Here is a 19,525-nt window from a genome sequence, read left to right as displayed (position 1 = left end):
CACTCGGATGTGTGAACCTTAAATGCTTAATGCGTCAAGATTGGTGGGTTGGTCAATTATGACCGTTTCACTTGGTGGAAAGCCAATAAAACCAATCGTGCTGTTGTATTTTCGAAACGCATCTGTCATGAGGAGGTAACAAACTTCGGGTTAGTTTAAGTTTCTCGAAGGCATTATTTCATCCGCATGACATGGTCATATTTGTGCCCGCTCAAAGGCTCGACAAATCGCAAACGAATCGTGCCGGCGCGGCTTTAGACTCTGGGCCATCCGACATCCCTGCCGTCGAAAAGCGCTCCAGATGAGTCCATTGGAGCCGATCCGTGCGCTTCTGCGCGCATTTTCTCGACGTCTCTTACATTCAAACAAAGAACGATGGCAAATCGCGAAGAATTGGCAGTGATCCGCGGTGCCCGGGCCGGACGCGCCGAGTCCCAGCTGGCGCTGGGACGACTCTATCTGTTCGGCAGCGCCGGCCTGCCGCGCAGCCTGCCCACGGCGTTGCACTGGCTCGACCGTGCCGCCCAACAAGGCTGCGCCGAGGCCTGGGAACTCATCGGCAACCATATTCCCCTCGACCTGGCCCGCCACAGCCCGCACCCGGTGACGCTCTGGTACGAACGCGCCTACGACAACGGCCTCACGCGCGCCGGACTGGTCTATGCCCAGTTGGTGCTCGGCACGCGCGACAAGCGCCCGGCCGCCCTCCAGCGCAGCAAGGCCTTGCGCGCCCTCGAGGAGGCGGCCCATGCCGGCTTCCCGGAAGCGCAGTGGCTGCTGGCGCGCGAGCATGGCGTCGCCCCGGAGCCGCAGGCGTCCCAGCCGCAGGCCGCCGCGTCCGCTCCCGTGCCCGCCGCGCCGGCACCTGCGCCGAATGCGGCCGCCGGCAGGCGCTGGCTGCGCGAGGCGGCCGACAACGGGCTCGAGCCGGCGCAGTTCGCCCAGCTCGAGCAGGACTGGGAGAGCGGCGACCGCGCCGCCTACCTGGCACGCGCCCTGCCGCTGGCGCGCGCGCTGGCCGGCTCCGAGGCCGCCCAGGGCCGCGCCGCCGCCCGCCTGGCGCCCGACGAGGTGCTGCTGCTGTCGCGCTGCGCCCGGCTGGTGGCCGCCAACGCGGCGGCGCACGACGTCGGGCCGGCCGAACTGCAGCGCTTCTGGGAGCTGGCGGCCACCGAGCAGGACCGTCATGCCCAGCTGGCGCTCGGCCTATGGTGTGCACGCATGCGCATCGACGGCAAGCGCATCCCGGGCGGCAGCGGGGCGGCCAATTTCAAGAAGGCGGTGCGCTGGCTGACGCAGGCCGGCGAGCAGGGCCTGGCCGAAGCCTGGTACGCGCTGTCGCGCATCTATATCAAGCCCGAATTTTCCCAGCGCAATGTCGTGGAGGCGCAAAAATACCTGGAGCAGGCGGCCGGCATGGGTTACCGCGATGCCCAGCTCGAGTGCGGCAATGCCGCCTGGCGCGCGCGCCGCGAGAACGAGAACAACGACGTGCGTGCCCTGTTCTGGCTGCAGCAGGCCGCACGCCAGGGCTGCCCGAAGGCGAGCGTGGCCGTGCGCAAGATCGCGCCGCGCCCGCCGGATGCCTGGAAGGGATTGGCGGGCCTGCTCGCCGGCCGCGACCTGTCCGCCCATCCGCTGCTGGCGGCGCGGCTGGAACTGGCACTGGCGTTCGGCCTCAGCCGGGCCGAGGCCCTGTTGCTGGATGTGTGCAGCGCCGATCGCGGCCACTGCCTCGTGATCGACATCCGCGCCAGCTATGGGCGCAGCCGGCGCCGTCTCGTACTGATCGAGACGGTCCAGGAGCGCCAACTGCTCGATCGCGTGCGGCTGCTGTTCGAGGGAATCGATTGCAGTCCGGGCGGTACGGAAGGAAATTACCGCCAGCGCCTGTATCGGCTGCGCAGCCTGCTGCCGGAAGACGTGGATACGGATTATTCACTGGCGGCATAGGGTCAGAGCCCGGTTCTTCGTTTAAAGCGGCTCAGGCAGGGGTCAGAGCCCGGTTCTTCCTTTAAGGGGCTCTGACCCCGGTGTTCAGCCGCAAAGCTGAAAGAACCCTGGCCGTCGGTGTTCAGCCGCAAAGCCAACCCCGGCTGTTCGACGGCAGGCAACTCCGGGGTCAGAGCCCTTTAGAGGCAAAACCGGGCTCTGACCCCTGGATCAGATCTCGATCTCGCCTTCGAAGACGGTCTCGGCCGGCCCGCTCATGTATACAGGCTCGCCTTCGCCGGCCCAGCGGATGGTCAGGCGGCCGCCGCGCGCCTGCACCTCGACGGGGGAGTCGAGCAGGCCGCGCCGGATGCCCGCCACGACCGCGGCGCAGGCGCCGGTGCCGCAGGCCAGGGTTTCGCCGGCGCCGCGCTCGAACACGCGCAGCTTCACGTGGCCGCGGTCCAGCACCTGCAGGTAGCCCGCGTTGACGCGTTTCGGGAAGCGCGGATGGTGTTCGATCTGCGGACCGGTCTCCAGCACGGGAGCCGTCTCGACGTCGTCGACCACCTGGACCGCGTGCGGATTGCCCATCGAGACGGCCGAGACCAGCACCGTGCGTTCCTCGGCGCCCACGCGTACCGCGAGCGGCCACAGCGTGTCGCGGCCCTGGGCCGTGCCGTCCAGGCCGGCGCTGTCGAACGGTACGCGCGCCGGTTCCAGGATCGGCGCGCCCATGTCCACCGTCACGCTGCCGTCGTCTTCCAGGCGCGGCGTGATGATGCCGGCCATGGTCTGCACGCGGATGCTGCGCTTGTCCGTCAAGCCCTTGTCGCTCACGAAGCGCACGAAGGCGCGCGAGCCGTTGCCGCACTGTTCCACTTCGCCGCCGTCGTTGTTGTAGATGCGGTAGCGGAAGTCGCAACCGGCCTCGGTCGGGCGTTCGACGATCAGGATCTGGTCGGCGCCGATGCCGAAGCGGCGGTCGGCGAGGCGGCGCCACTGTTCCGGACCCAGGTCGAGGGCCTGGTTGACGGCGTCGATGACGACGAAGTCGTTGCCCGCACCGTGCATCTTGGTGAACTTCAGTTTCATGTACTAAAAATCCTAATTAATACTTAGTCGTAGAACGACGGTTCGCCATTCGGGCGGGTCTTGAAGCGTTTATGCGTCCAGAAGTATTCCGCCGGATGCTCGCGCACGCGTTCCTCGATGAAGGCGTTCATCCGGCGCGTGGCGGCGATCATGTCGTCGCCGGGGAAATCCTGCCAGGCCGGATAGAACACGACGCGGTAACCCTTGTAGTTTGGCAGGAAAGTAGCGATGACGGGGATGACCTTGGCATTCGCGGCCGCGGACAGGCGGCCGAGCGCCGTCAGCGTGGCGGCCGGAATGCCGAAGAAGGGCACGAAAGCGGCATCCTTTTCGCCAAAATCCATGTCGGGCAGCATGAAATAGGGCAGGCCGTCGCGCAGCGCGCGCAGGATCGGCTTGACGCCGTCGGTACGGGTAAACAGGCGCACGGGGCCGAAGCGCTCGCGGCCGTAGCGCAGCAGGTCGTCGAAGGCCTTGTTCTTCTGCGGCGAATAGATCGTCGCCACGGGAATCACGCGCGATGCCACGCCGGCCACGTCCAGGCACACGAAGTGCGGGCACAGCAGGATGGTCGGGCCGCTTTCCATCTCGGCCTGCGGCACCGCCGGTTCGACATGGATCAGGCGGCGCAGGCGCGGGATCGGCGCCCACCAGATCAGCGAGCGTTCCAGGATGCTGCGCGAATAACTCTGGAAGTGGCGCTTGGCGATGTCCACGCGCTCGGCCTCGCTCAGTTCGGGCATGCACAGGCGCAGGTTGACCAGGGCGATCTTGCGGCGCTTCGGGATGGCGTAATACATCAGGCTGCCGACGGCGGTGCCGATGCGGCCGAGAATGGGCAGCGGCAGCCAATGCAGCAGCCACAGCAAGGCAATCAGGAACCTCATTGAACGACCTCGGCTTGCGGTGCATCGACGCCTTGCGGGCGCTTGTAGCGGTTGTAGCTCCAGAAATACTGGGACGGGCAAAGCGCGATCAATTGTTCCATCGCGCGGTTGATGGTGGCGGCCTGTTCGGTTTGGGTGCCGGCCAGCTCGCCCTCGAAGGGCACGAAGCGGATCGCATAGCCGCGTCCGCGCGGCAGGCGCTCGGCATATACGAGCAGGATGTCGGCCTTGCCCAGCTGGGCCAGCTTGGCGGGCAGCGTCATCGTGTAGGCATCGCGGCCGAAGAAGGGCGCCCATACGCCTTCGCCTTCCTGCGGCACCTGGTCGGGCAGCACACCGACGGGCTGGCCGCCCTTGAGCGCCTTGACCAGCATGCGCACGCCGGCCAGGGTGGCCGGCGCCAGGTGCATGTGCTGGCGCGCGCGCGCATCCTCGACCAGCGGCTTGAGCGCGCTCTTGCGCGGCGGACGGTACATGACCGTCAACTCGACGCGCAGCGAGACTTGCTGGGCGGTCAGCTCGAAACAGCCCAGGTGTGGCGTCAAAAATACAATCCCTTTGCCAGAGTCGAGCTGGCGCTGGACCAGTTCCCAATTCTCCATCGTGACGTGGCGGGTGACGCGCTCCTGCGGCGCGCACCAGACGAACGGCAGTTCGGCGATGGCCTTGCCGGATTCGGCGATGGCGGCCGACAGCCGGTTTTCATAGCCGGCCAGGGCCAGATTGCCCCGCAAGCGGCGGCGGTAGGAGGGGGAAGCGAGATAGACCAGCCAGCCGAGCCCGGCGCCGAGGGCATGCAGCACGGGCAACGGGAACACTGACATGAAGCGGAACAAAAAAACGAGCATGGTTTGATTCAGGATGGATAAGCGATGCCTTGCTACACCAAAATTTTTTAAGGAGCGTAAAATACCACTTTGAGCAGGATCCGCGGAGTTAATGACAACTTGCGAAGCGGAATATAAATATCGCTAAAGCGTCGCAGGCATCGGTACTGCGGCAATTATTTAACAGTATCAGGAGCCTCCAATTGTCCTCGAACGACTTCCTTTTTACTTCCGAGTCCGTCTCGGAAGGCCATCCCGACAAGGTCGCTGACCAGATTTCCGACGCCATCCTCGACGCCATCCTCGAGCAGGATCCGACGGCGCGCGTGGCTGCCGAAACCCTGTGCAACACGGGTCTCGTGGTGCTGGCCGGGGAGATCACGACGCACGCAAACGTCGATTATATTCAAGTTGCACGTAATACCATCAAGCGCATCGGTTACGACAACACCGACTTCGGCATCGACTACAAGGGTTGCGCCGTGATGGTCTGCTACGACAAGCAGTCGCCGGACATCGCCCAGGGCGTGGACGAAGGCGCTGGCATCGACCTCGACCAGGGCGCGGGCGACCAGGGCCTGATGTTCGGCTACGCCTGCGACGAAACCCCGGAACTGATGCCGGCCGCTATCTACTATGCGCACCGCCTGGTCGAGCGCCAGTCGCAGCTGCGCAAGGACGGCCGCCTGCCCTGGCTGCGCCCGGATGCGAAATCCCAGGTCACGCTGCGCTACGTGAACGGCCGTCCGGTGTCGGTGAACACCGTCGTGCTGTCGACCCAGCACGCGCCGGAAGTGTCGCACAGCCAGATCGAGGAAGCGGTGATCGAGGAGATCATCAAGCCGGTGCTGCCGAAGGAATGGCTGCAGGACACCCGCTACCTGGTCAACCCGACCGGCCGCTTCGTCATCGGCGGCCCGCAGGGCGACTGCGGCCTGACCGGCCGCAAGATCATCGTCGACACCTACGGCGGCGCGGCACCGCACGGCGGCGGCGCGTTCTCCGGCAAGGATCCGTCCAAGGTCGACCGTTCGGCCGCCTACGCGGCCCGCTACGTCGCCAAGAACATCGTGGCCGCCGGCCTGGCGCGCCAGTGCCAGGTGCAGGTGAGCTACGCGATCGGCGTGGCCAAGCCGATCAACATCACCGTCTACACCGAAGGCACGGGCGTCATCTCGGACGACCGCATCGCTGAACTGGTGGCCGAACACTTCGACCTGCGCCCGAAAGGCATCGTCCAGATGCTCGACCTGCTGCGCCCGATCTACCAGAAGAGCGCCGCCTACGGCCACTTCGGCCGCGAAGAGCCGGAGTTCAGCTGGGAGCGCACCGACAAGGCGGCGGCGCTGCGCGCCGCGGCCGGCCTGGCGTAATCGGCATGCGATGGTGGGCACCACGTGCCCACCACGCGCAGCCGCAAGCCCGGCAAAAAGCACGTAGCCCCGCGGCGCCACCCATGCTAGACTTATGAATTCCGAGGAGCGTTGCGACGAAAGAGTCCTCTTTCGCCAGGCTCGGATCATCAACACCGCGCTCACGTTACTTTTTTCTTAACTTGAAAGGAGGGCGTGATGAGCGCCGTACTCAAAGACACCACCCAGGATTACCTCGTTGCCGACATCTCCCTCGCGTCCTGGGGCGAGAAGGAAATCCGCATCGCCGAAACCGAAATGCCGGGCCTGATGGCCATCCGCGAGGAATACGCGGCCAGCCAGCCCCTGAAGGGCGCGCGCATCGCCGGTTCGCTGCACATGACCATCCAGACCGCCGTGCTGATCCGCACGCTGGAAGCGCTGGGCGCGCAAGTGCGCTGGGCCTCGTGCAATATCTACTCGACCCAGGACCACGCCGCCGCCGCCATCGCCTCGGTCGGCACCCCGGTGTTCGCCGTCAAGGGCGAGACCCTGGACGAGTACTGGGAATACACCCACCGCATCTTCGAATGGCCGAACGGCACCTACGCCAACATGATCCTGGACGACGGCGGCGACGCGACCCTGCTGCTGCACCTGGGCGTGCGCGCCGAGAAGGACATCTCGGTGCTGGACAAGCCGGGTTCGGACGAGGAAGTCTGCCTGTTCAACGCGATCAAGGGCCGCCTGGCCGTCGATCCGCAGTGGTACTCGAAGCGCCTGCCGGAAATCCAGGGCGTCACCGAGGAAACCACCACCGGCGTGCACCGCCTGTACCAGATGCACGCGGAAGGCAAGCTGGCCTTCCCGGCGATTAACGTCAACGACTCCGTCACCAAGTCGAAGTTCGACAACCTGTACGGCTGCCGCGAATCGCTGGTCGACGGCATCAAGCGCGCGACCGACGTCATGATCGCCGGCAAGATCGCCGTCATCGCCGGCTACGGCGACGTGGGCAAGGGCTCGGCCCAGGCCATGCGCGCCCTGTCGGCCCAGGTCTGGGTCACCGAGATCGACCCGATCTGCGCGCTGCAGGCGGCCATGGAAGGCTACCGCGTCGTGACCATGGACTACGCGGCCGAACACGGCGACATCTTCGTCACCTGCACCGGCAACTACCACGTGATCACCGAAGCGCACATGCAGAAGATGAAGGACCAGGCCATCGTCTGCAACATCGGCCACTTCGACAACGAGATCGAAGTCGCCGCACTGAAGAAGTACCAGTGGGAGAACATCAAGCCGCAGGTGGACCACGTCATCTTCCCTGACGGCAAGCGCATCATCCTGCTGGCCGAAGGCCGCCTGGTGAACCTGGGCTGCGGCACGGGCCACCCGTCCTACGTGATGAGCTCCTCGTTCGCGAACCAGACCATCGCCCAGATCGAGCTGTTCACCAACACGGCCGCCTACCCGGTCGGCGTGTACACGCTGCCGAAGAAGCTGGACGAGAAGGTCGCGCGCCTGCAGCTGAAGAAGCTGAACGCGCAACTGACCACGCTGACCGAAGAGCAGGCCGCCTACATCTCGGTGAGCCAGGAAGGTCCGTACAAGCCGGAGCACTACCGCTACTGATCGGTGCATGCGTTCGTGGGCACGGGGTGCCCATGAACGCCGGATCCATGCCGGCGTCGCAGGGTGGGCATCACATGCCCGCCAGGCAGCCGGCCGGTATGTTTTCTTGGTCTTCTGGTAATCTCTTCCGTGATATGGCGCTATATATATATATATCGAGCGCCCCGGATCCGTTCGCCCTCACGAAAGACACTATGCGTTTGCTCCTGACCTGGTTGATCAATGCCGCGGCCCTGATGGCGCTGCCTTACCTGATGCACTCCGTGACCATTACCCATATCGGCAGCGCCTTCGTGGCCGCGCTGGTACTGGGCCTGGTCAATACCCTGGTTCGTCCCGTGCTGGTAGTCTTGACGCTGCCCGTGACGGTACTGTCGCTCGGACTGTTCATCCTCGTCATCAACGCATTGCTGTTCTGGCTGGTCGCCCACCTCGTCGAGGGGTTCCACGTGGCCGGATTCTGGTCGGCCTTCCTGGCGGCTATCCTGTACAGCATCATTTCGTGGGCGCTTTCCACCTTATTGTTGAATAAAGATGGCAACCCCTGACATCAGCATCGAATTCTTCCCGCCCAAGACTCCCGAGGGCGCGGAAAAACTGCGTGCGGCGCGCCAGAAACTGGCCGAGCTGCACCCGAAATACTTCTCGGTGACCTTCGGCGCCGGCGGCAGCACCCAGCAGGGCACGCTGTCGACCGTGCTCGAGATCCAGGCCGAAGGCCACGACGCTGCGCCGCACCTGTCCTGCGTCGGCGCTACCCGCGACTCGATCCGCGCCATCCTGGCCGAATTCAAGGCCAAGGGCATCCGCCGCATCGTCGCCTTGCGCGGCGACCTGCCCAGCGGCTATGGCGGCGCCGGCGAACTGCGTTACGCCAGCGAGCTCGTCGAATTCATCCGCGCCGAGACGGGCGACTGGTTCCACATCGAAGTCGCGGCGTATCCGGAAATGCATCCGCAGGCCCGTTCGCCGCAGGACGACCTGCAGGCGTTCGCGCGCAAGGTGCAGGCCGGCGCGAATGCCGCGATCACCCAGTATTTCTACAATCCGGACGCCTATTTCCAGTTCGTCGACAATGTGCGCAAGCTGGGCGTGGACGTGCCCATCGTGGCCGGCATCATGCCGATCACTAATTACACGCAGCTGATGCGTTTTTCCGACATGTGCGGCGCCGAGATCCCGCGCTGGATCCGCCTCAAGCTGGCCAGCTTCGGCGACGATTCCGCGTCGATCAAGGCCTTCGGCCTGGACGTGGTGAGCGGCCTGGCCGAACGCCTGATCGCCGGCGGCGTGCCGGGCCTGCACTTCTACAGCATGAACCAGGCCGCGGCGACCACCGCGATCTGCCAGCGCCTGAAAGGCTGATCCGCCGCGGCGCCATGTCGATGCCCGCCCGGCCGACCGGCTGCGCGGGCATCGTCGCATCGGGCGCGGCGTCAGGTGATCCGGCTCGATTCCGTCACGATCACGTCCAGCGGCACGTCGTGCGGCGCATGCGAGAACTGCGCTTCCTGGTTGCTGTAGGCGATGCCCAGCGTGTAGGGACGCGGCGCGGCTTCCAGCGTGCGGTCGTAGTAGCCGCCCCCGTAGCCCAGGCGGTAGCCGTCGGCATTGAAACCCAGGCAGGGGATCAAGAGGGCGGGCGGGCGTTCGACGAAGCGCAGCTCGGCCGGCACCTGCACGCCCATCTCGTCCGGGATCATGGGTTCGCCCGGCGTCCAGTGGGTGAAGGACAGCGGCGCGTCGCGCTCCATCACGACCGGCAGCGCCAGGTGGACGCCGGCCGCGTGCAATTCGGCATAGGCGGCGCGCAAATCGGGTTCCCCGGCCAGCGGCCAGTACACGCCGATCGCCGCGACCTGGCGCAATCTCCACCAGGCCACGACCTGGGCGCCGATATGCGCATCCCACTGGACCTTGATGGCAGGATCCAGCGCCCCGCGTGCGGTTCTGAGTGCCTTGCGCAACGCCGTCTTCGCCATCTGCTTGTGATTCGCGCCCGGTTCTGGCTGTTGGTCCGGGTCGCGTGTTATTCTTGATTCGCCGGTCATGGATGAAATGAAGCCTCTCTTGAAAATTGGTTTGATGTTCCCGCAGAAACTGTTCGCCGGCGCTGCTTTCGCCGCCACCTTCGCCGCCTCGGGCCTGTTCCCGGCGCCTGCCGCCGCCCAGGTCGAGCCGGCTGCTTCCGCTCCCGCTTCCGCCGCCGCGCCAGCCGCGCCAGGAGGCAATATCGCCGTTCTCGCGCCCGCGCCGCCTGCCGACGCCCAGGACGATGTGTTCGCGCAACTGCGCGAAGCGGCGCGCAAGGGCGATGCCGACAAGGCGGCGGAACTGGCGGCGCGCCTGCCCGATTATCCGATTCCTTCCTACGTCGACTATTATCGGCTCAAACCGCGCCTGCGCGACGCATCGCCGCCTGAAGTGCTGGCCTTCCTGAAGCGCTGGGAGGGCAGCGCCATCGCCGACCGCATGCGCAACGACTGGCTGCTGGAGCTGGGCCGCCAGCGCGACTGGTTCAATTTCGACCGCGAACTGCCCCTGTTCGTCAAGAACGACGACTACCAGGTCAAATGCTATGCGCTGCTGTCGCGCGCCAGCAAGGGCCAGAATGTCGCCGCCGAGGCGCGCACCCTGCTCGACAATCCGCCGCTGTACGGCGAAGCCTGCGCGGCCCTGGTCGCCCAGCTGGCGCAATCGGGCCAGTTCACCACGAACGATTTGTATGCGCAGCTGCGCCTGGCCGGCGAACAGCATGCCACCGGTCCCGCACGCCGCACCACGCTGCTGCTGGGCGGTTCCGATACCCGAGCGGCCCAGGCCGTCGACTTGCCGGCCGTGGCGATGGCGCGCGGCGTGGGCAATTCGCGCCTGGAGCACGAGATCTACCTGGTGGCGCTGGGCCGCATGGCCCGCACGAGCCTGAAGCTGGCGACGGTGGCGCTGAACAAGAACGCCCCGAAATTGTCGGCCGAGGAACGGGCGATCGGCTGGTCGAACGTGGCGCTGGCCGCGTCGATGACGCTGGCGCCGGAAGCCTACGGCTACTGGCAGCAGGCGGCCAATGCGCCGCTGTCGGCCTACCAGCGCGAATGGAAGACCCGGATCGCGCTGCGCCGCGGCGACTGGAAGATGGTGCGCGCCACCATCGAATCGATGCCGCCGGAACAGCAGCAGCAGGCCGCCTGGACCTACTGGCTGGGCCGCGCCCTGCTGGCCCAGGGCCGCAAGGAAGACGGCCAGGCGCTGTTCCGCCAGATCGCCAGCCAGAACCATTTCTATGGCCAGCTGGCGATGGACGAGCTGGGCATGCAGGTCACGATCCCGCCCGCCGCCATGCCGCCGACGCCCGCCGAGCTGGGCCAGGTGAGCGCCGACCCGGGCTTCAAGCGCGCGCTGAAGTTCTTCGCGATGCGGATGCGCTTCGAAGGCACGCGCGAATGGAACTGGACCGTGAGCAACTTCAACGAACGCCAGCTGCTGGCCGCCGCCGACTACGCGCGCCAGAACGGCATCCTGGACCGCATGGTGAATACCTCGGAGCGCACCCGTACCGAGTTCGACTATACCCAGCGCTTCCCGGCCCCGCACGACGACATCCTGCAGCCCACCGCGCGCAACCTGGGCCTGGACCGCGCCTGGGTGTATGGCCTGATCCGCCAGGAATCGCGCTTCATCACCGATGCCCGTTCCGGCGTCGGCGCGTCGGGCCTGATGCAGGTGATGCCGTCCACCGCAAAATGGGTGGCGGGCAAGATCGGCTTGTCCGACTACGCGCACGACATGCTGCACGATATCCGCACCAACATCACGCTCGGCACCAACTACCTGAACATGGTGCTGGGCAATGCCGAAGGCTCGCAGGTGCTGGCCACCGCCGCCTACAACGCGGGCCCGGGCCGCGCGCGCACCTGGCGCGGCCTGCTGGACGCGCCGATGGAAGGGGCGGTGTTCGTCGAAACCATTCCCTTCGAGGAAACCCGCACCTATGTGCGCAACGTGATGTCTAACGCGACGAATTACGCGGCGCTGTTCGAAAAACGTCCCCAGTCGCTCAAGGCCCGGCTGGGCACCGTCACGCCGCGCGGCAACGGCATCGGCCTGCCCTAGCGAGGTTGACATGCACGCATCATCGGTGGTCGTATTCGGCGGTACCGGATTCATCGGACGTCATCTGGCGGCGCGCCTGTCCGAGCACGGCATGGCCGTCGCCATCGCGGCGCGCGGAGAGCGCCAAGCGACGCACCTGATGTCGCTGCCCGGCGTCGACGTCGTCCGCACCGACCTGCGCGACGACGCGGCGCTGCGCCGCCTCGTGGCCGGGCGCGATGCCGTCATCAACCTGGCCGGCATCCTGCATTCGCGCCGCGGCGACCCCTACGGTCCCGACTTCAAGGCCGTCCACGTCGACCTGCCGCGCCGCCTCGTCGATGCCTGCGCGGCCGGCGGCGTGCCGCGCTACCTGCACATGAGCTCGCTCGGCGCCGACCGCCACGGCCCGTCGATGTATTCCCGCTCCAAGGCCGACGGGGAACTGGCCGCGGCGAGCCGGACCGACGTCGCCGCCACGATCTTCCGTCCCTCGGTCGTGTTCGGCCCGGAAGACAATTTCCTGAACACGTTCGCGCGCCTGCAACGCTATGTCCCCGTGATTCCGCTGGCCGGCAGCCGGACGCGCTTCCAGCCCGTGTACGTGAACGACGTGGCGCAAGCCTTCGTGCGCGCGCTGCTCGACCCCGTCACGGCCGGCAAGACCGTCGAGCTGGGCGGGCCCCAGGTCTACACGCTGGCCGAGCTGGTGCGCCTGGCCGGGCGCTACGCGGGCCACGAGCGCCGCGTCCTGGCGCTGCCCGACGGCCTGGCGCGCCTGCAGGCCATGCTGTTCGAGGTGCTGCCTGGCGAACCGATCCTCACGCGCGACAACCTCGACTCGATGCGGGTCGATAATGTTGTCAGCGCGTCCATAAAAGCCTTGACAGCGGAGGCGCTGGGAATCAAAGTCACACCGCTCGAAGCGGTCGCGCCGCAATACCTGTCGCCGGCCGGCCGCCCGGGCGTCTTCGGGGCCCGCGCCGGGCGCTGAACCGTCACCCATTCCTTACGCCATGCAGACCATCGAACTCGATCCCACCCTCACGCAAACCCTCGACAACGCCCGCTCGGCCGGCCTGACCCTCGTCATCGGCAACAAGAATTATTCGTCGTGGTCGATGCGGCCCTGGGTGGCGGCCGTCGCCGCCGGGATCCCGTTCACCGAAGTGCGCGTGCTGCTCGACCAGCCGGATACCTCGGCCAACATCGCCAATTATTCGGCGGCCGGCCGCGTGCCCGTGCTGCTGGCCGGCGACATGACGATCTGGGACAGCCTCGCCATCTGCGAATACCTGGCCGAGCAGTTCCCCGACAAGCATCTGTGGCCGCAGGATGTCGCCGCCCGCGCGCTGGCGCGCTCGGTGGTGGCCGAGATGCACTCGGGCTTTCCCGACCTGCGCAGCGCCATGTCGATGAACATCAAGGCCAGCCTGCCGGGCCGCGGCCGCACGCCGGGCTGCCAGGCCGACATCGGCCGCATCTGCGAGATCTGGGAAGAGTGCCTGGCGCGGTTCGGCCACCACCGCTTCCTGTTCGGCGACTTTTCCATCGCCGACGCCTTCTTCGCGCCCGTCGTGACGCGCTTTAAAACCTATGGCGTGGCGCTGGCGCCGGCCGCGCAGGCGTATTGCGACCGCGTACTGGCCCATCCGGCCGTCGCGCGCTGGGTCGAGGAAGCGCTGCGCGAAACCGAGATCGCGGCCGGCCACGAAGACGACCTGCCTGGTTGACGGCGATGCAGGCGTATGTCGTCGGCGGCGCCGTCCGCGATGCCTTGCTCGGGCTGCCGGTGCAGGACCACGACTGGGTCGTGGTCGGCGCCACGCCGGAGCAGATGGTGGCCCAGGGCTTCCGCCCCGTCGGCAAGGATTTTCCCGTGTTCCTGCACCCGGACACGCACGAGGAATACGCGCTCGCGCGCACCGAGCGCAAGACGGCGCCCGGCTACCATGGCTTCGTGTTCCACACGGCGCCCGACGTCAAGCTGGAAGACGACCTCGTTCGCCGCGACCTGACCATCAATGCGATGGCGCGCGCCGCGGACGGCAGCATCGTCGACCCCTACGGCGGACGGCGCGACTTGCAGGACCGTATCTTCCGTCATGTATCCGATGCCTTCGCCGAAGACCCGGTGCGCATCCTGCGCCTGGCCCGCTTCGCCGCGCGTTTCGCCGACTTCCGCGTGGCCGACACCACCAATGCGCTGATGCGGCGCATGGTGGACGAGGGCGAAGCCGATGCGCTGGTGCCGGAACGCGTGTGGCAGGAAGTGGCGCGCGGCCTGATGGAGAACACGCCTTCGCGCATGTTCGCCGTGCTGCGCGACTGCGGCGCGCTGGCGCGCATCCTGCCCGAACTGGACGCCTGGTGGGGCCCGGCGCTCGCGCAGCGCATCGACGATGCCGCGGCGCGCGCGCTGGCCCTGCCGGTGCGCTTCGCCGTGCTGGTGCGCGAGTTGGACCCGCAGGCGATTGCCGCGCTGAGCAAGCGCCTGCGCGTGCCGGCCGATTGCCGCGACCTGGCCGTCATGACGGCGCGCGAGCAGGGCGAGATCCGCCGCGCCCAGGCGCTGGATGCCGAGGCGCTCGTCGCGCTGCTCGAGCGCAGCGACGGTTTCCGCAAGCCCGAACGCTTCGCGGACATGCTGAGCGCCGCCGGCGCGGAGGACGCGCAGGCGGCGCGCCTGGCGCGCGCGCTCGATGCCGCGCGCGGCGTGGATGCGGGCGCCGTCGCGGCGCGCTGCGCGGACGACCGGTCCAGGATCCCGCGGGCGGTGCACGCGGCTAGGGTCGATGCCGTCGCTGCCGCCGATGCCGCGCATGGCGAGCGGGCGTCGCGTCCCTGAGCGATCCTTTACAATAACGGGATTGCTGCGACGCACAAATCGGAAAGAGCACCATGCAGGACAATCCACTGCGGCGCTGGCTGAAGAGCCTCGCCGCCAGGAAGGGCGGCCGGACCGTGCTGGTCAAGGCCCTCTCCAAGCGCGACCGGCGCCGCGTGCTGCGCCATTTCCTGGCCCTCGACAAGGACGACCGCCTGCTGCGCTTCGGCAGCATGCTGGCCGACGAAGGCATCGTGGCGTACGTCGACAAGCTCGATTTCGCGCGCGACATCGTGTTCGGCGTCTACAACCCCACGTTCCAGCTGGTCGGCGTCGGCCACCTCGCGTTCACGTCGAAGGAAGCGCACCCGGACAGCATCCACTACACCGACAAGGAAAAAGTGGCCGAATTCGGCGTCTCGGTATCGAAGTCGGCGCGCGGGCAGGGCGTGGGCACGCGCCTGTTCGAGCGCGCCGCCGTCCACTGCCGCAACGTCGACGTCGACACGCTGTACATGCAGTGCCTGTCGTCCAACCGCACGATGATGCACATCGCGAAAAAAGCCGGCATGGAGATCCGCCGCGAATACGGCGAGGCCGACGCCCACCTGCACCTGCCGCCTCCCAGCCCGTCCAGCGTGCTGGCCGAAGCCCTGGAGGAACAGATGGCCAAGATCGACTACACGTTCAAGGCGAATGCGCGCGGCGTCCTGAAATTCTTCAAGCCGAAGCGCTGAGCGTTTGCATACATGAAATAACATGGCGATGTTCGCGCCCTGAATGTGGACGATTTTGCCGGTATCATTTTGTGTCCGTACAAAACGCGTAAAATATACGCAGAATTTACGTCACAAGGAAGTCGACATGGCTACGTCGTTCAATATCGATCCCAAGCTCGACCAAACGCTCGAGCAGTTGAAGAAACACTTTGGTGCTTCATCCAAGAGTGAAATCTTGCGCAAAGCCGTCGCTTTGCTGAACGTGGCGGCGAAGCACGAGAACGACGACGGCAGCGTTACTATTCTTCAGAACAAGAAAGACGAAACCAAGATCATCCTGCGCTGATGTATCCGGAGGCCGTCGTGAATGAAGATACTGTGGATCTGCGTGCCGGTAGCCCGGACGTGGAAAAGGTCGGCAGGATCGAAGCGGCCAAGGCACTGAGCATTACGTCCGACATCTGGCTGCGCGGTTTCATGGTTGCTGTCGTCAGTTCGATTTTTATCTGGCTCAACTGGCAAATCATCGATCTGGTGCGTGACGCGATGCAGAGCGACCTTGCGCAGATGGCCGCCAAGCCTCCCTTGCCGGCCACCGAAAGGCTGATCACGTCGAATGTGATCATGTCGCTGATTGGCGCCACCGTCGTGCAGACCGGTGTCGGTTTTATCGCGATTACGTCCTACCTTTTCCCGAAACGCATGGCGCAGGAAGCCTGACTCATCCAGCGAGATGCCGTCCCGCATCCATTCCCGCCAGCAGGCCGTCGATGGCATCGAGCGCCGGCGGCGTCGCGCCCGCCGCCAGGCAGGCCGCGGCGCCGGCCGCGACCGCGAAGCGCAGGTGCGCCAGGCCGTCGCGCTGCGGCGCATGCAGCATGCTCCAGGCCAGCGCCGCGATGCTGGCGTCGCCCGCGCCGACGGTATCGACCGGGGTGATGGCCGGCGCCGCCACTTCCCACGCGGCGTCCTTCCAGTGCAGCGACGCGCCCTGCGCGCCCTTGGTGTACAGGTAGCAGGCGTCCGGATTCCACGCGCGCAGGCGGGCGAAAGCGGCGTCGAGGTCATCGGTGCGCAGCAGGCCGGCCAGGTCTTCCTCCGACACCTTCACCACGTCGGCCAGCGCCGTCATGCGCGCCAGCGTGGCGTCGTAGCCCGCGTCCATGATGGCGCGGAAGTTCGGGTCGTAGCTGATGCGCACGCCCCGGGCCTTGAGCGCTTCGGCCAGGGCCACGAGCTTGCCGGCCAGCGGCTGGCGCGCCAGGCTGATGCCGCCGAAGTGGGCCCAGCGGCATGCCCCGTCCCAGCCCGGCGGCAGCAGCGCCGCATCGAAGTGCAGGTCGGCGCTGTCGTCGCCGACGAAGAAATAGCTGGGCGGGTCGAGCCGGTGCACGATCGCCAGCAGCGGCGATTTGTCCAGGCGCTGGACGAAGCGCGGGTCGAGCCCCGCGTCCAGGCTGGCCTGCCACAGCTGCTCGCCGAACACGTCGCGGCTGATGGAGCCGGCGAACGCGCTCGGCGTCCCCAGGGCCGCCATCGCGCGCGCCACGTTCCAGGTCGAGCCGCCCGTGACGCTGGTCCAGCGCGTCGCGCCTTGCTGGTCATCCGCCGCCACGATCATGTCGGTCAGGGCTTCGCCGGCGGCGACGAAGACGGGGAAATCGGGGCTCGCCATCAATCTTTCTCCAGTACGGTCAGCACCTCGTAGCAGGCGCCCATCGTGTGGTAGTCGACCTTGCCGGCCGGGCTCTTCTCGTCCGTCAGCTTCTCGTTGGCCGGGCCGAGGATGCGGTACCAGGCGCCGTGCGCGTGGTCGACGAAGTGTTCCCAGCTGTAGGCCCAGATGCGGTCGTACCAGTCCCAGTAGGCTTGTTCTCCCGTGCGCGCGCCCAGCAGGGCGGCGGCGGCCAGGCTCTCGGCCTGCACCCAGAAGTACTTGTCGGCGTCGCACACGCCGCCGTCCGGCGCGAAGCCGTAGACGATGCCGCCGTGCTCCGGGTCCCAGGCGCGCGACAGCGCGGCGTCGAACAGCTCCCTGGCGCGCGGCAGCAGCCAGTCGGACGGCGCCGCCAGGTGCGCCTTGTGGCGTTCCATGATCAGCAGCAGCTTGGCCCATTCGGTCAGGTGGCCCGGCTGGTAGCCCCAGGGACGGAAGATATTGGTCTTGTCGTCGCGGTTGTAGTCCGGGTCGACGCTCCAGTCGCTGCGGTAGTGTTCCCACACGAGGTTGCCGTACAGGGCGGCCTGGCGCACCGTGATGTTGCGGGCCAGCGTCTCGGCGCGGTGCAGGTAGCGCGCGTTGCCGGTGGCGTCGAAGGCCGCCAGCATCGCTTCGCAGGCGTGCATATTGGCGTTCTGGCCGCGGTAGCCGGATAGCGTCGACCAGTCGCCGCTGGCCTCGTCCGCATACAGGCCGTGGGCGGGCTCCCAGAAGCGCTGCTCCATCAGCGCATACGTCTCTTCCAGCCACAGGCGCGCCTCGTCCACGCCGGCCATCAAGGCATGCGCGTAGGCCAGCAGCACGAAGGCCAGGCCGTAGCAGTGGTTGGTGTCGTCGAGGACCTTCTTTTCTCCCTCGTTCCAGTCCAGCATCCAGGCATAGCCGCCGGTGGCCGGGCTGCGGTGCGCCTCGCGCAGGAAGCGCAGGCCGTGCAGCAGGCGCTCGCGGTCGGCCGCTTCGCCGAATTGGCGCGACGCCATCGCGAAGTTGAACACGAAGCGGGTGCTGCTCACCAGGTGGCGCGTGCGCGCGTCGTAGACCGTGCCGTCGTCCTTGTAGAAGTGGTAGAAGCCGCCGCTCGGGTCGACACAGCGCGGATCGTAGAAGCTGCGGGTATGGCGGATGTGCTGCAGCAGCACGGCGCGGGAATGGAAATCGGGTAGCATCGTGGGTCGTGGATCCTCGTGGTGGGGGCCGGCAGGCGCCGGCGGCGCGCGGCGGCGCTCAGCGCCGCGCGCGGTAGTCGTCGCAGACCGTGCTCGCGCGCACGATCAGTTCGACGGGAGAGACTTTTTCGAGCGGCGGTTCCTGCACCCCGCGCAGCAGCAGCTCGACGCCCAGCGCGCCCAGCTCCTTCTTGTCGATGCGCAGCGTGGTCAGGGGACGGTGGCCCAGCACCGCGCTCGAGATGTCGTCGAAGCCGACGATCGATACGTCGTGGGGCACCGTCAGGCCCTGCGCCAGGCAGCAGCGCATCGCGACGAGGGCGGCGGCGTCGTTGTAGCAGAACACGGCATCGGGCGGATGGGGCAGGGCGAGCAGCTGCTGCATCGCCTCGTAGGTCGCGGTCTCGAGGTCCACGCCGTCGGCCAGGCATACGTCCAGGCGCGGGTCGGCCAGGATGCCGGCCTCGAACAGCGCCTGGCGGTAGCCGCGGTTGCGCTCGCGCACGCTGTAGTGGCTCAAGGGGCCGGAGATCATGGCGACGCGTTCGCGCCCGAGGCCCAGCAGGTGGCGGGTGGCGAGGTAGCCGCCCATGTGGTTGTCCGGGTTGACGGAACTGTAGCCGCGCAGCTTCATGTCGATCAGCACCAGCGGCTTGCCGGTGGCGCGCAGCGCTTCCAGCAGCTCCGGTTCGAAGAAGCCGGCGCACACGATGGCGTCCGGCGCGTGCATGCGCAGCTGTTCGTTGACGCCGTCGGCCGGGCCCACGGCCATGAAGGACAGCACGATGCCCTGCTTGCGGCAGGCTTCCTCGGCGCCGTGCAGCACGGGAGAGTAGAACGGGCTGCTGGTGGCCGTGTTGTGCTGGCGGTGCAGCAGGAAGGTCAGGCGGCGGATGCGCTTGCGGCGCAGCTTGCAGAAATCGTAGCCCAGTTCGTGCGCCGCCGACAGCACCATCTGGCGCGTGTTTTCGGTCAGGCCGGGCTCGTTCTTCAGCGCCCGCGAGATGGTGCCGGTCGAGACGCCGGCGTACTTGGCCAGGTCGCGGATGGTGACCGGGGAAGGGCTGCTGCCCGTCGTGGCAGCGGCGTGCTGGGTATCTGGACTCACGCTGTCTCCAGGATTGGTGCGAATGGTGCGAACGCCGGCGGCGTCATGGTTGCGATGGAGTCTTGCATAGCGATTATGGGCGGTCAAACGCGGGGCGGTACTTACGCACGAGTTTAGCCGGCTTTACTAAACAGCCCGATGCAGATTATATTATCGACAAAAGAAATC

General features: G+C 66.8%; 19 protein-coding genes and 1 riboswitch. Of the genes, 12 read left to right on the top strand and 7 right to left on the bottom strand.

The window, feature by feature from the left end; all coding sequences use genetic code 11:
• The first annotated feature begins 375 nt into the window (after nt 1-375).
• The gene (locus tag QPK32_RS23745) at nt 376-1,953 is read left to right on the top strand and encodes a hypothetical protein (RefSeq protein ID WP_290415249.1); all 1,578 of its coding nucleotides are present in this window, start codon (nt 376-378) and stop codon (nt 1,951-1,953) included.
• Nucleotides 1,954-2,163: 210 nt separating this feature from the next.
• Here the strand turns inward: QPK32_RS23745 and dapF are convergent, their stop codons facing one another.
• The 3 genes from dapF to QPK32_RS23730 are packed head-to-tail and all read right to left on the bottom strand — an operon-like array spanning nt 2,164 to nt 4,762.
• Nucleotides 2,164-3,027: a diaminopimelate epimerase gene (gene dapF, locus QPK32_RS23740; protein ID WP_290415248.1), complete on the bottom strand. Its 864-nt coding sequence runs from the start codon at nt 3,025-3,027 to the stop codon at nt 2,164-2,166.
• A gap of 23 nt (nt 3,028-3,050) precedes the next feature.
• Nucleotides 3,051-3,914: a lysophospholipid acyltransferase family protein gene (locus QPK32_RS23735; protein WP_290415247.1), complete on the bottom strand. Its 864-nt coding sequence runs from the start codon at nt 3,912-3,914 to the stop codon at nt 3,051-3,053.
• On the bottom strand, nt 3,911-4,762 hold the full coding sequence (locus QPK32_RS23730; protein ID WP_290415246.1) for a lysophospholipid acyltransferase family protein: 852 nt from the start codon (nt 4,760-4,762) through the stop codon (nt 3,911-3,913). Before QPK32_RS23730 ends, QPK32_RS23735 begins: the two co-directional genes overlap by 4 nt.
• A gap of 182 nt (nt 4,763-4,944) precedes the next feature.
• Between QPK32_RS23730 and metK the strand changes: the two genes are divergently transcribed.
• From metK to metF, 4 genes are all read left to right on the top strand, one after another.
• On the top strand, nt 4,945-6,114 hold the full coding sequence (metK, locus tag QPK32_RS23725; RefSeq protein WP_290415245.1) for a methionine adenosyltransferase: 1,170 nt from the start codon (nt 4,945-4,947) through the stop codon (nt 6,112-6,114).
• Nucleotides 6,115-6,211: 97 nt separating this feature from the next.
• Nucleotides 6,212-6,284, top strand: a riboswitch (S-adenosyl-L-homocysteine riboswitch).
• A gap of 28 nt (nt 6,285-6,312) precedes the next feature.
• A complete protein-coding gene (gene ahcY / locus QPK32_RS23720; protein WP_308632665.1) occupies nt 6,313-7,728 on the top strand; it encodes an adenosylhomocysteinase in 1,416 nt (471 codons plus the stop codon).
• 194 nt (nt 7,729-7,922) lie between these two features.
• On the top strand, nt 7,923-8,276 hold the full coding sequence (locus tag QPK32_RS23715; RefSeq protein WP_290415243.1) for a phage holin family protein: 354 nt from the start codon (nt 7,923-7,925) through the stop codon (nt 8,274-8,276).
• The gene (gene metF, locus QPK32_RS23710) at nt 8,263-9,093 is read left to right on the top strand and encodes a methylenetetrahydrofolate reductase [NAD(P)H] (RefSeq protein ID WP_290415242.1); all 831 of its coding nucleotides are present in this window, start codon (nt 8,263-8,265) and stop codon (nt 9,091-9,093) included. The genes QPK32_RS23715 and metF overlap by 14 nt, the downstream gene beginning before the upstream one ends.
• Before the next feature lie 71 nt (nt 9,094-9,164).
• Here the strand turns inward: metF and QPK32_RS23705 are convergent, their stop codons facing one another.
• The gene (locus QPK32_RS23705; protein ID WP_290415241.1) at nt 9,165-9,695 is read right to left on the bottom strand and encodes a 5-formyltetrahydrofolate cyclo-ligase; all 531 of its coding nucleotides are present in this window, start codon (nt 9,693-9,695) and stop codon (nt 9,165-9,167) included.
• A gap of 118 nt (nt 9,696-9,813) precedes the next feature.
• Between QPK32_RS23705 and QPK32_RS23700 the strand changes: the two genes are divergently transcribed.
• The 7 genes from QPK32_RS23700 to QPK32_RS23670 all read left to right on the top strand — a co-directional run bounded on the left by QPK32_RS23700 (nt 9,814) and on the right by QPK32_RS23670 (nt 16,083).
• Nucleotides 9,814-11,838: a lytic transglycosylase domain-containing protein gene (locus QPK32_RS23700; RefSeq protein WP_290415240.1), complete on the top strand. Its 2,025-nt coding sequence runs from the start codon at nt 9,814-9,816 to the stop codon at nt 11,836-11,838.
• Between the two features lie 10 nt (nt 11,839-11,848).
• Nucleotides 11,849-12,811 carry a complex I NDUFA9 subunit family protein gene (locus QPK32_RS23695; protein ID WP_290415239.1) on the top strand — a complete coding sequence of 321 codons (963 nt, stop codon included), beginning with the start codon at nt 11,849-11,851 and terminating at the stop codon, nt 12,809-12,811.
• 22 nt (nt 12,812-12,833) lie between these two features.
• Nucleotides 12,834-13,550 carry a glutathione S-transferase family protein gene (locus QPK32_RS23690; RefSeq protein ID WP_290415238.1) on the top strand — a complete coding sequence of 239 codons (717 nt, stop codon included), beginning with the start codon at nt 12,834-12,836 and terminating at the stop codon, nt 13,548-13,550.
• Nucleotides 13,551-13,555: 5 nt separating this feature from the next.
• Entirely contained in the window at nt 13,556-14,665 is a 1,110-nt protein-coding gene (locus QPK32_RS23685) for a multifunctional CCA tRNA nucleotidyl transferase/2'3'-cyclic phosphodiesterase/2'nucleotidase/phosphatase (protein WP_290415260.1), read from the top strand.
• Nucleotides 14,666-14,718: 53 nt separating this feature from the next.
• Entirely contained in the window at nt 14,719-15,381 is a 663-nt protein-coding gene (locus tag QPK32_RS23680; RefSeq protein ID WP_290415237.1) for a GNAT family N-acetyltransferase, read from the top strand.
• 127 nt (nt 15,382-15,508) lie between these two features.
• Entirely contained in the window at nt 15,509-15,709 is a 201-nt protein-coding gene (locus tag QPK32_RS23675; RefSeq protein WP_290415236.1) for a hypothetical protein, read from the top strand.
• A 17-nt stretch (nt 15,710-15,726) separates the two neighbouring features.
• A complete protein-coding gene (locus QPK32_RS23670; protein ID WP_290415235.1) occupies nt 15,727-16,083 on the top strand; it encodes a hypothetical protein in 357 nt (118 codons plus the stop codon).
• A 1-nt stretch (nt 16,084) separates the two neighbouring features.
• On the opposite strand, the gene QPK32_RS23665 is transcribed toward QPK32_RS23670, so the two are convergent.
• The 3 genes from QPK32_RS23665 to QPK32_RS23655 are packed head-to-tail and all read right to left on the bottom strand — an operon-like array spanning nt 16,085 to nt 19,357.
• Nucleotides 16,085-17,038, bottom strand: coding sequence for a carbohydrate kinase (locus QPK32_RS23665; protein WP_290415234.1), 954 nt, complete (start codon nt 17,036-17,038; stop codon nt 16,085-16,087).
• On the bottom strand, nt 17,038-18,249 hold the full coding sequence (locus tag QPK32_RS23660) for an AGE family epimerase/isomerase (protein ID WP_290415233.1): 1,212 nt from the start codon (nt 18,247-18,249) through the stop codon (nt 17,038-17,040). The genes QPK32_RS23665 and QPK32_RS23660 overlap by 1 nt, the downstream gene beginning before the upstream one ends.
• Before the next feature lie 58 nt (nt 18,250-18,307).
• The gene (locus tag QPK32_RS23655) at nt 18,308-19,357 is read right to left on the bottom strand and encodes a LacI family DNA-binding transcriptional regulator (protein ID WP_290415232.1); all 1,050 of its coding nucleotides are present in this window, start codon (nt 19,355-19,357) and stop codon (nt 18,308-18,310) included.
• Nucleotides 19,358-19,525: the final 168 nt, after the last annotated feature.

Source organism: Massilia sp. YIM B02763 (assembly GCF_030412015.1).
Classification (GTDB): Bacteria; Pseudomonadota; Gammaproteobacteria; order Burkholderiales; family Burkholderiaceae_D; genus Telluria.
The sequence above is the reverse complement of the archived record's forward strand: the minus strand, read 5'-3'. Positions and strand labels throughout refer to the sequence as shown.

Coding starts and splice junctions, on each gene's coding strand:
- QPK32_RS23730 (WP_290415246.1), bottom strand. CDS start 4,762: ATGCTCGTTTTTTTGTTCCGCTTCATGTCAGTGTTCCCGTTGCCCGTG.
- ahcY (WP_308632665.1), top strand. CDS start 6,313: ATGAGCGCCGTACTCAAAGACACCACCCAGGATTACCTCGTTGCCGAC.
- dapF (WP_290415248.1), bottom strand. CDS start 3,027: ATGAAACTGAAGTTCACCAAGATGCACGGTGCGGGCAACGACTTCGTC.
- QPK32_RS23700 (WP_290415240.1), top strand. CDS start 9,814: ATGTTCCCGCAGAAACTGTTCGCCGGCGCTGCTTTCGCCGCCACCTTC.
- QPK32_RS23665 (WP_290415234.1), bottom strand. CDS start 17,038: ATGGCGAGCCCCGATTTCCCCGTCTTCGTCGCCGCCGGCGAAGCCCTG.
- metF (WP_290415242.1), top strand. CDS start 8,263: ATGGCAACCCCTGACATCAGCATCGAATTCTTCCCGCCCAAGACTCCC.
- QPK32_RS23690 (WP_290415238.1), top strand. CDS start 12,834: ATGCAGACCATCGAACTCGATCCCACCCTCACGCAAACCCTCGACAAC.
- QPK32_RS23745 (WP_290415249.1), top strand. CDS start 376: ATGGCAAATCGCGAAGAATTGGCAGTGATCCGCGGTGCCCGGGCCGGA.
- QPK32_RS23695 (WP_290415239.1), top strand. CDS start 11,849: ATGCACGCATCATCGGTGGTCGTATTCGGCGGTACCGGATTCATCGGA.
- QPK32_RS23735 (WP_290415247.1), bottom strand. CDS start 3,914: ATGAGGTTCCTGATTGCCTTGCTGTGGCTGCTGCATTGGCTGCCGCTG.
- QPK32_RS23685 (WP_290415260.1), top strand. CDS start 13,556: ATGCAGGCGTATGTCGTCGGCGGCGCCGTCCGCGATGCCTTGCTCGGG.
- QPK32_RS23715 (WP_290415243.1), top strand. CDS start 7,923: ATGCGTTTGCTCCTGACCTGGTTGATCAATGCCGCGGCCCTGATGGCG.
- QPK32_RS23660 (WP_290415233.1), bottom strand. CDS start 18,249: ATGCTACCCGATTTCCATTCCCGCGCCGTGCTGCTGCAGCACATCCGC.
- QPK32_RS23675 (WP_290415236.1), top strand. CDS start 15,509: ATGGCTACGTCGTTCAATATCGATCCCAAGCTCGACCAAACGCTCGAG.
- QPK32_RS23680 (WP_290415237.1), top strand. CDS start 14,719: ATGCAGGACAATCCACTGCGGCGCTGGCTGAAGAGCCTCGCCGCCAGG.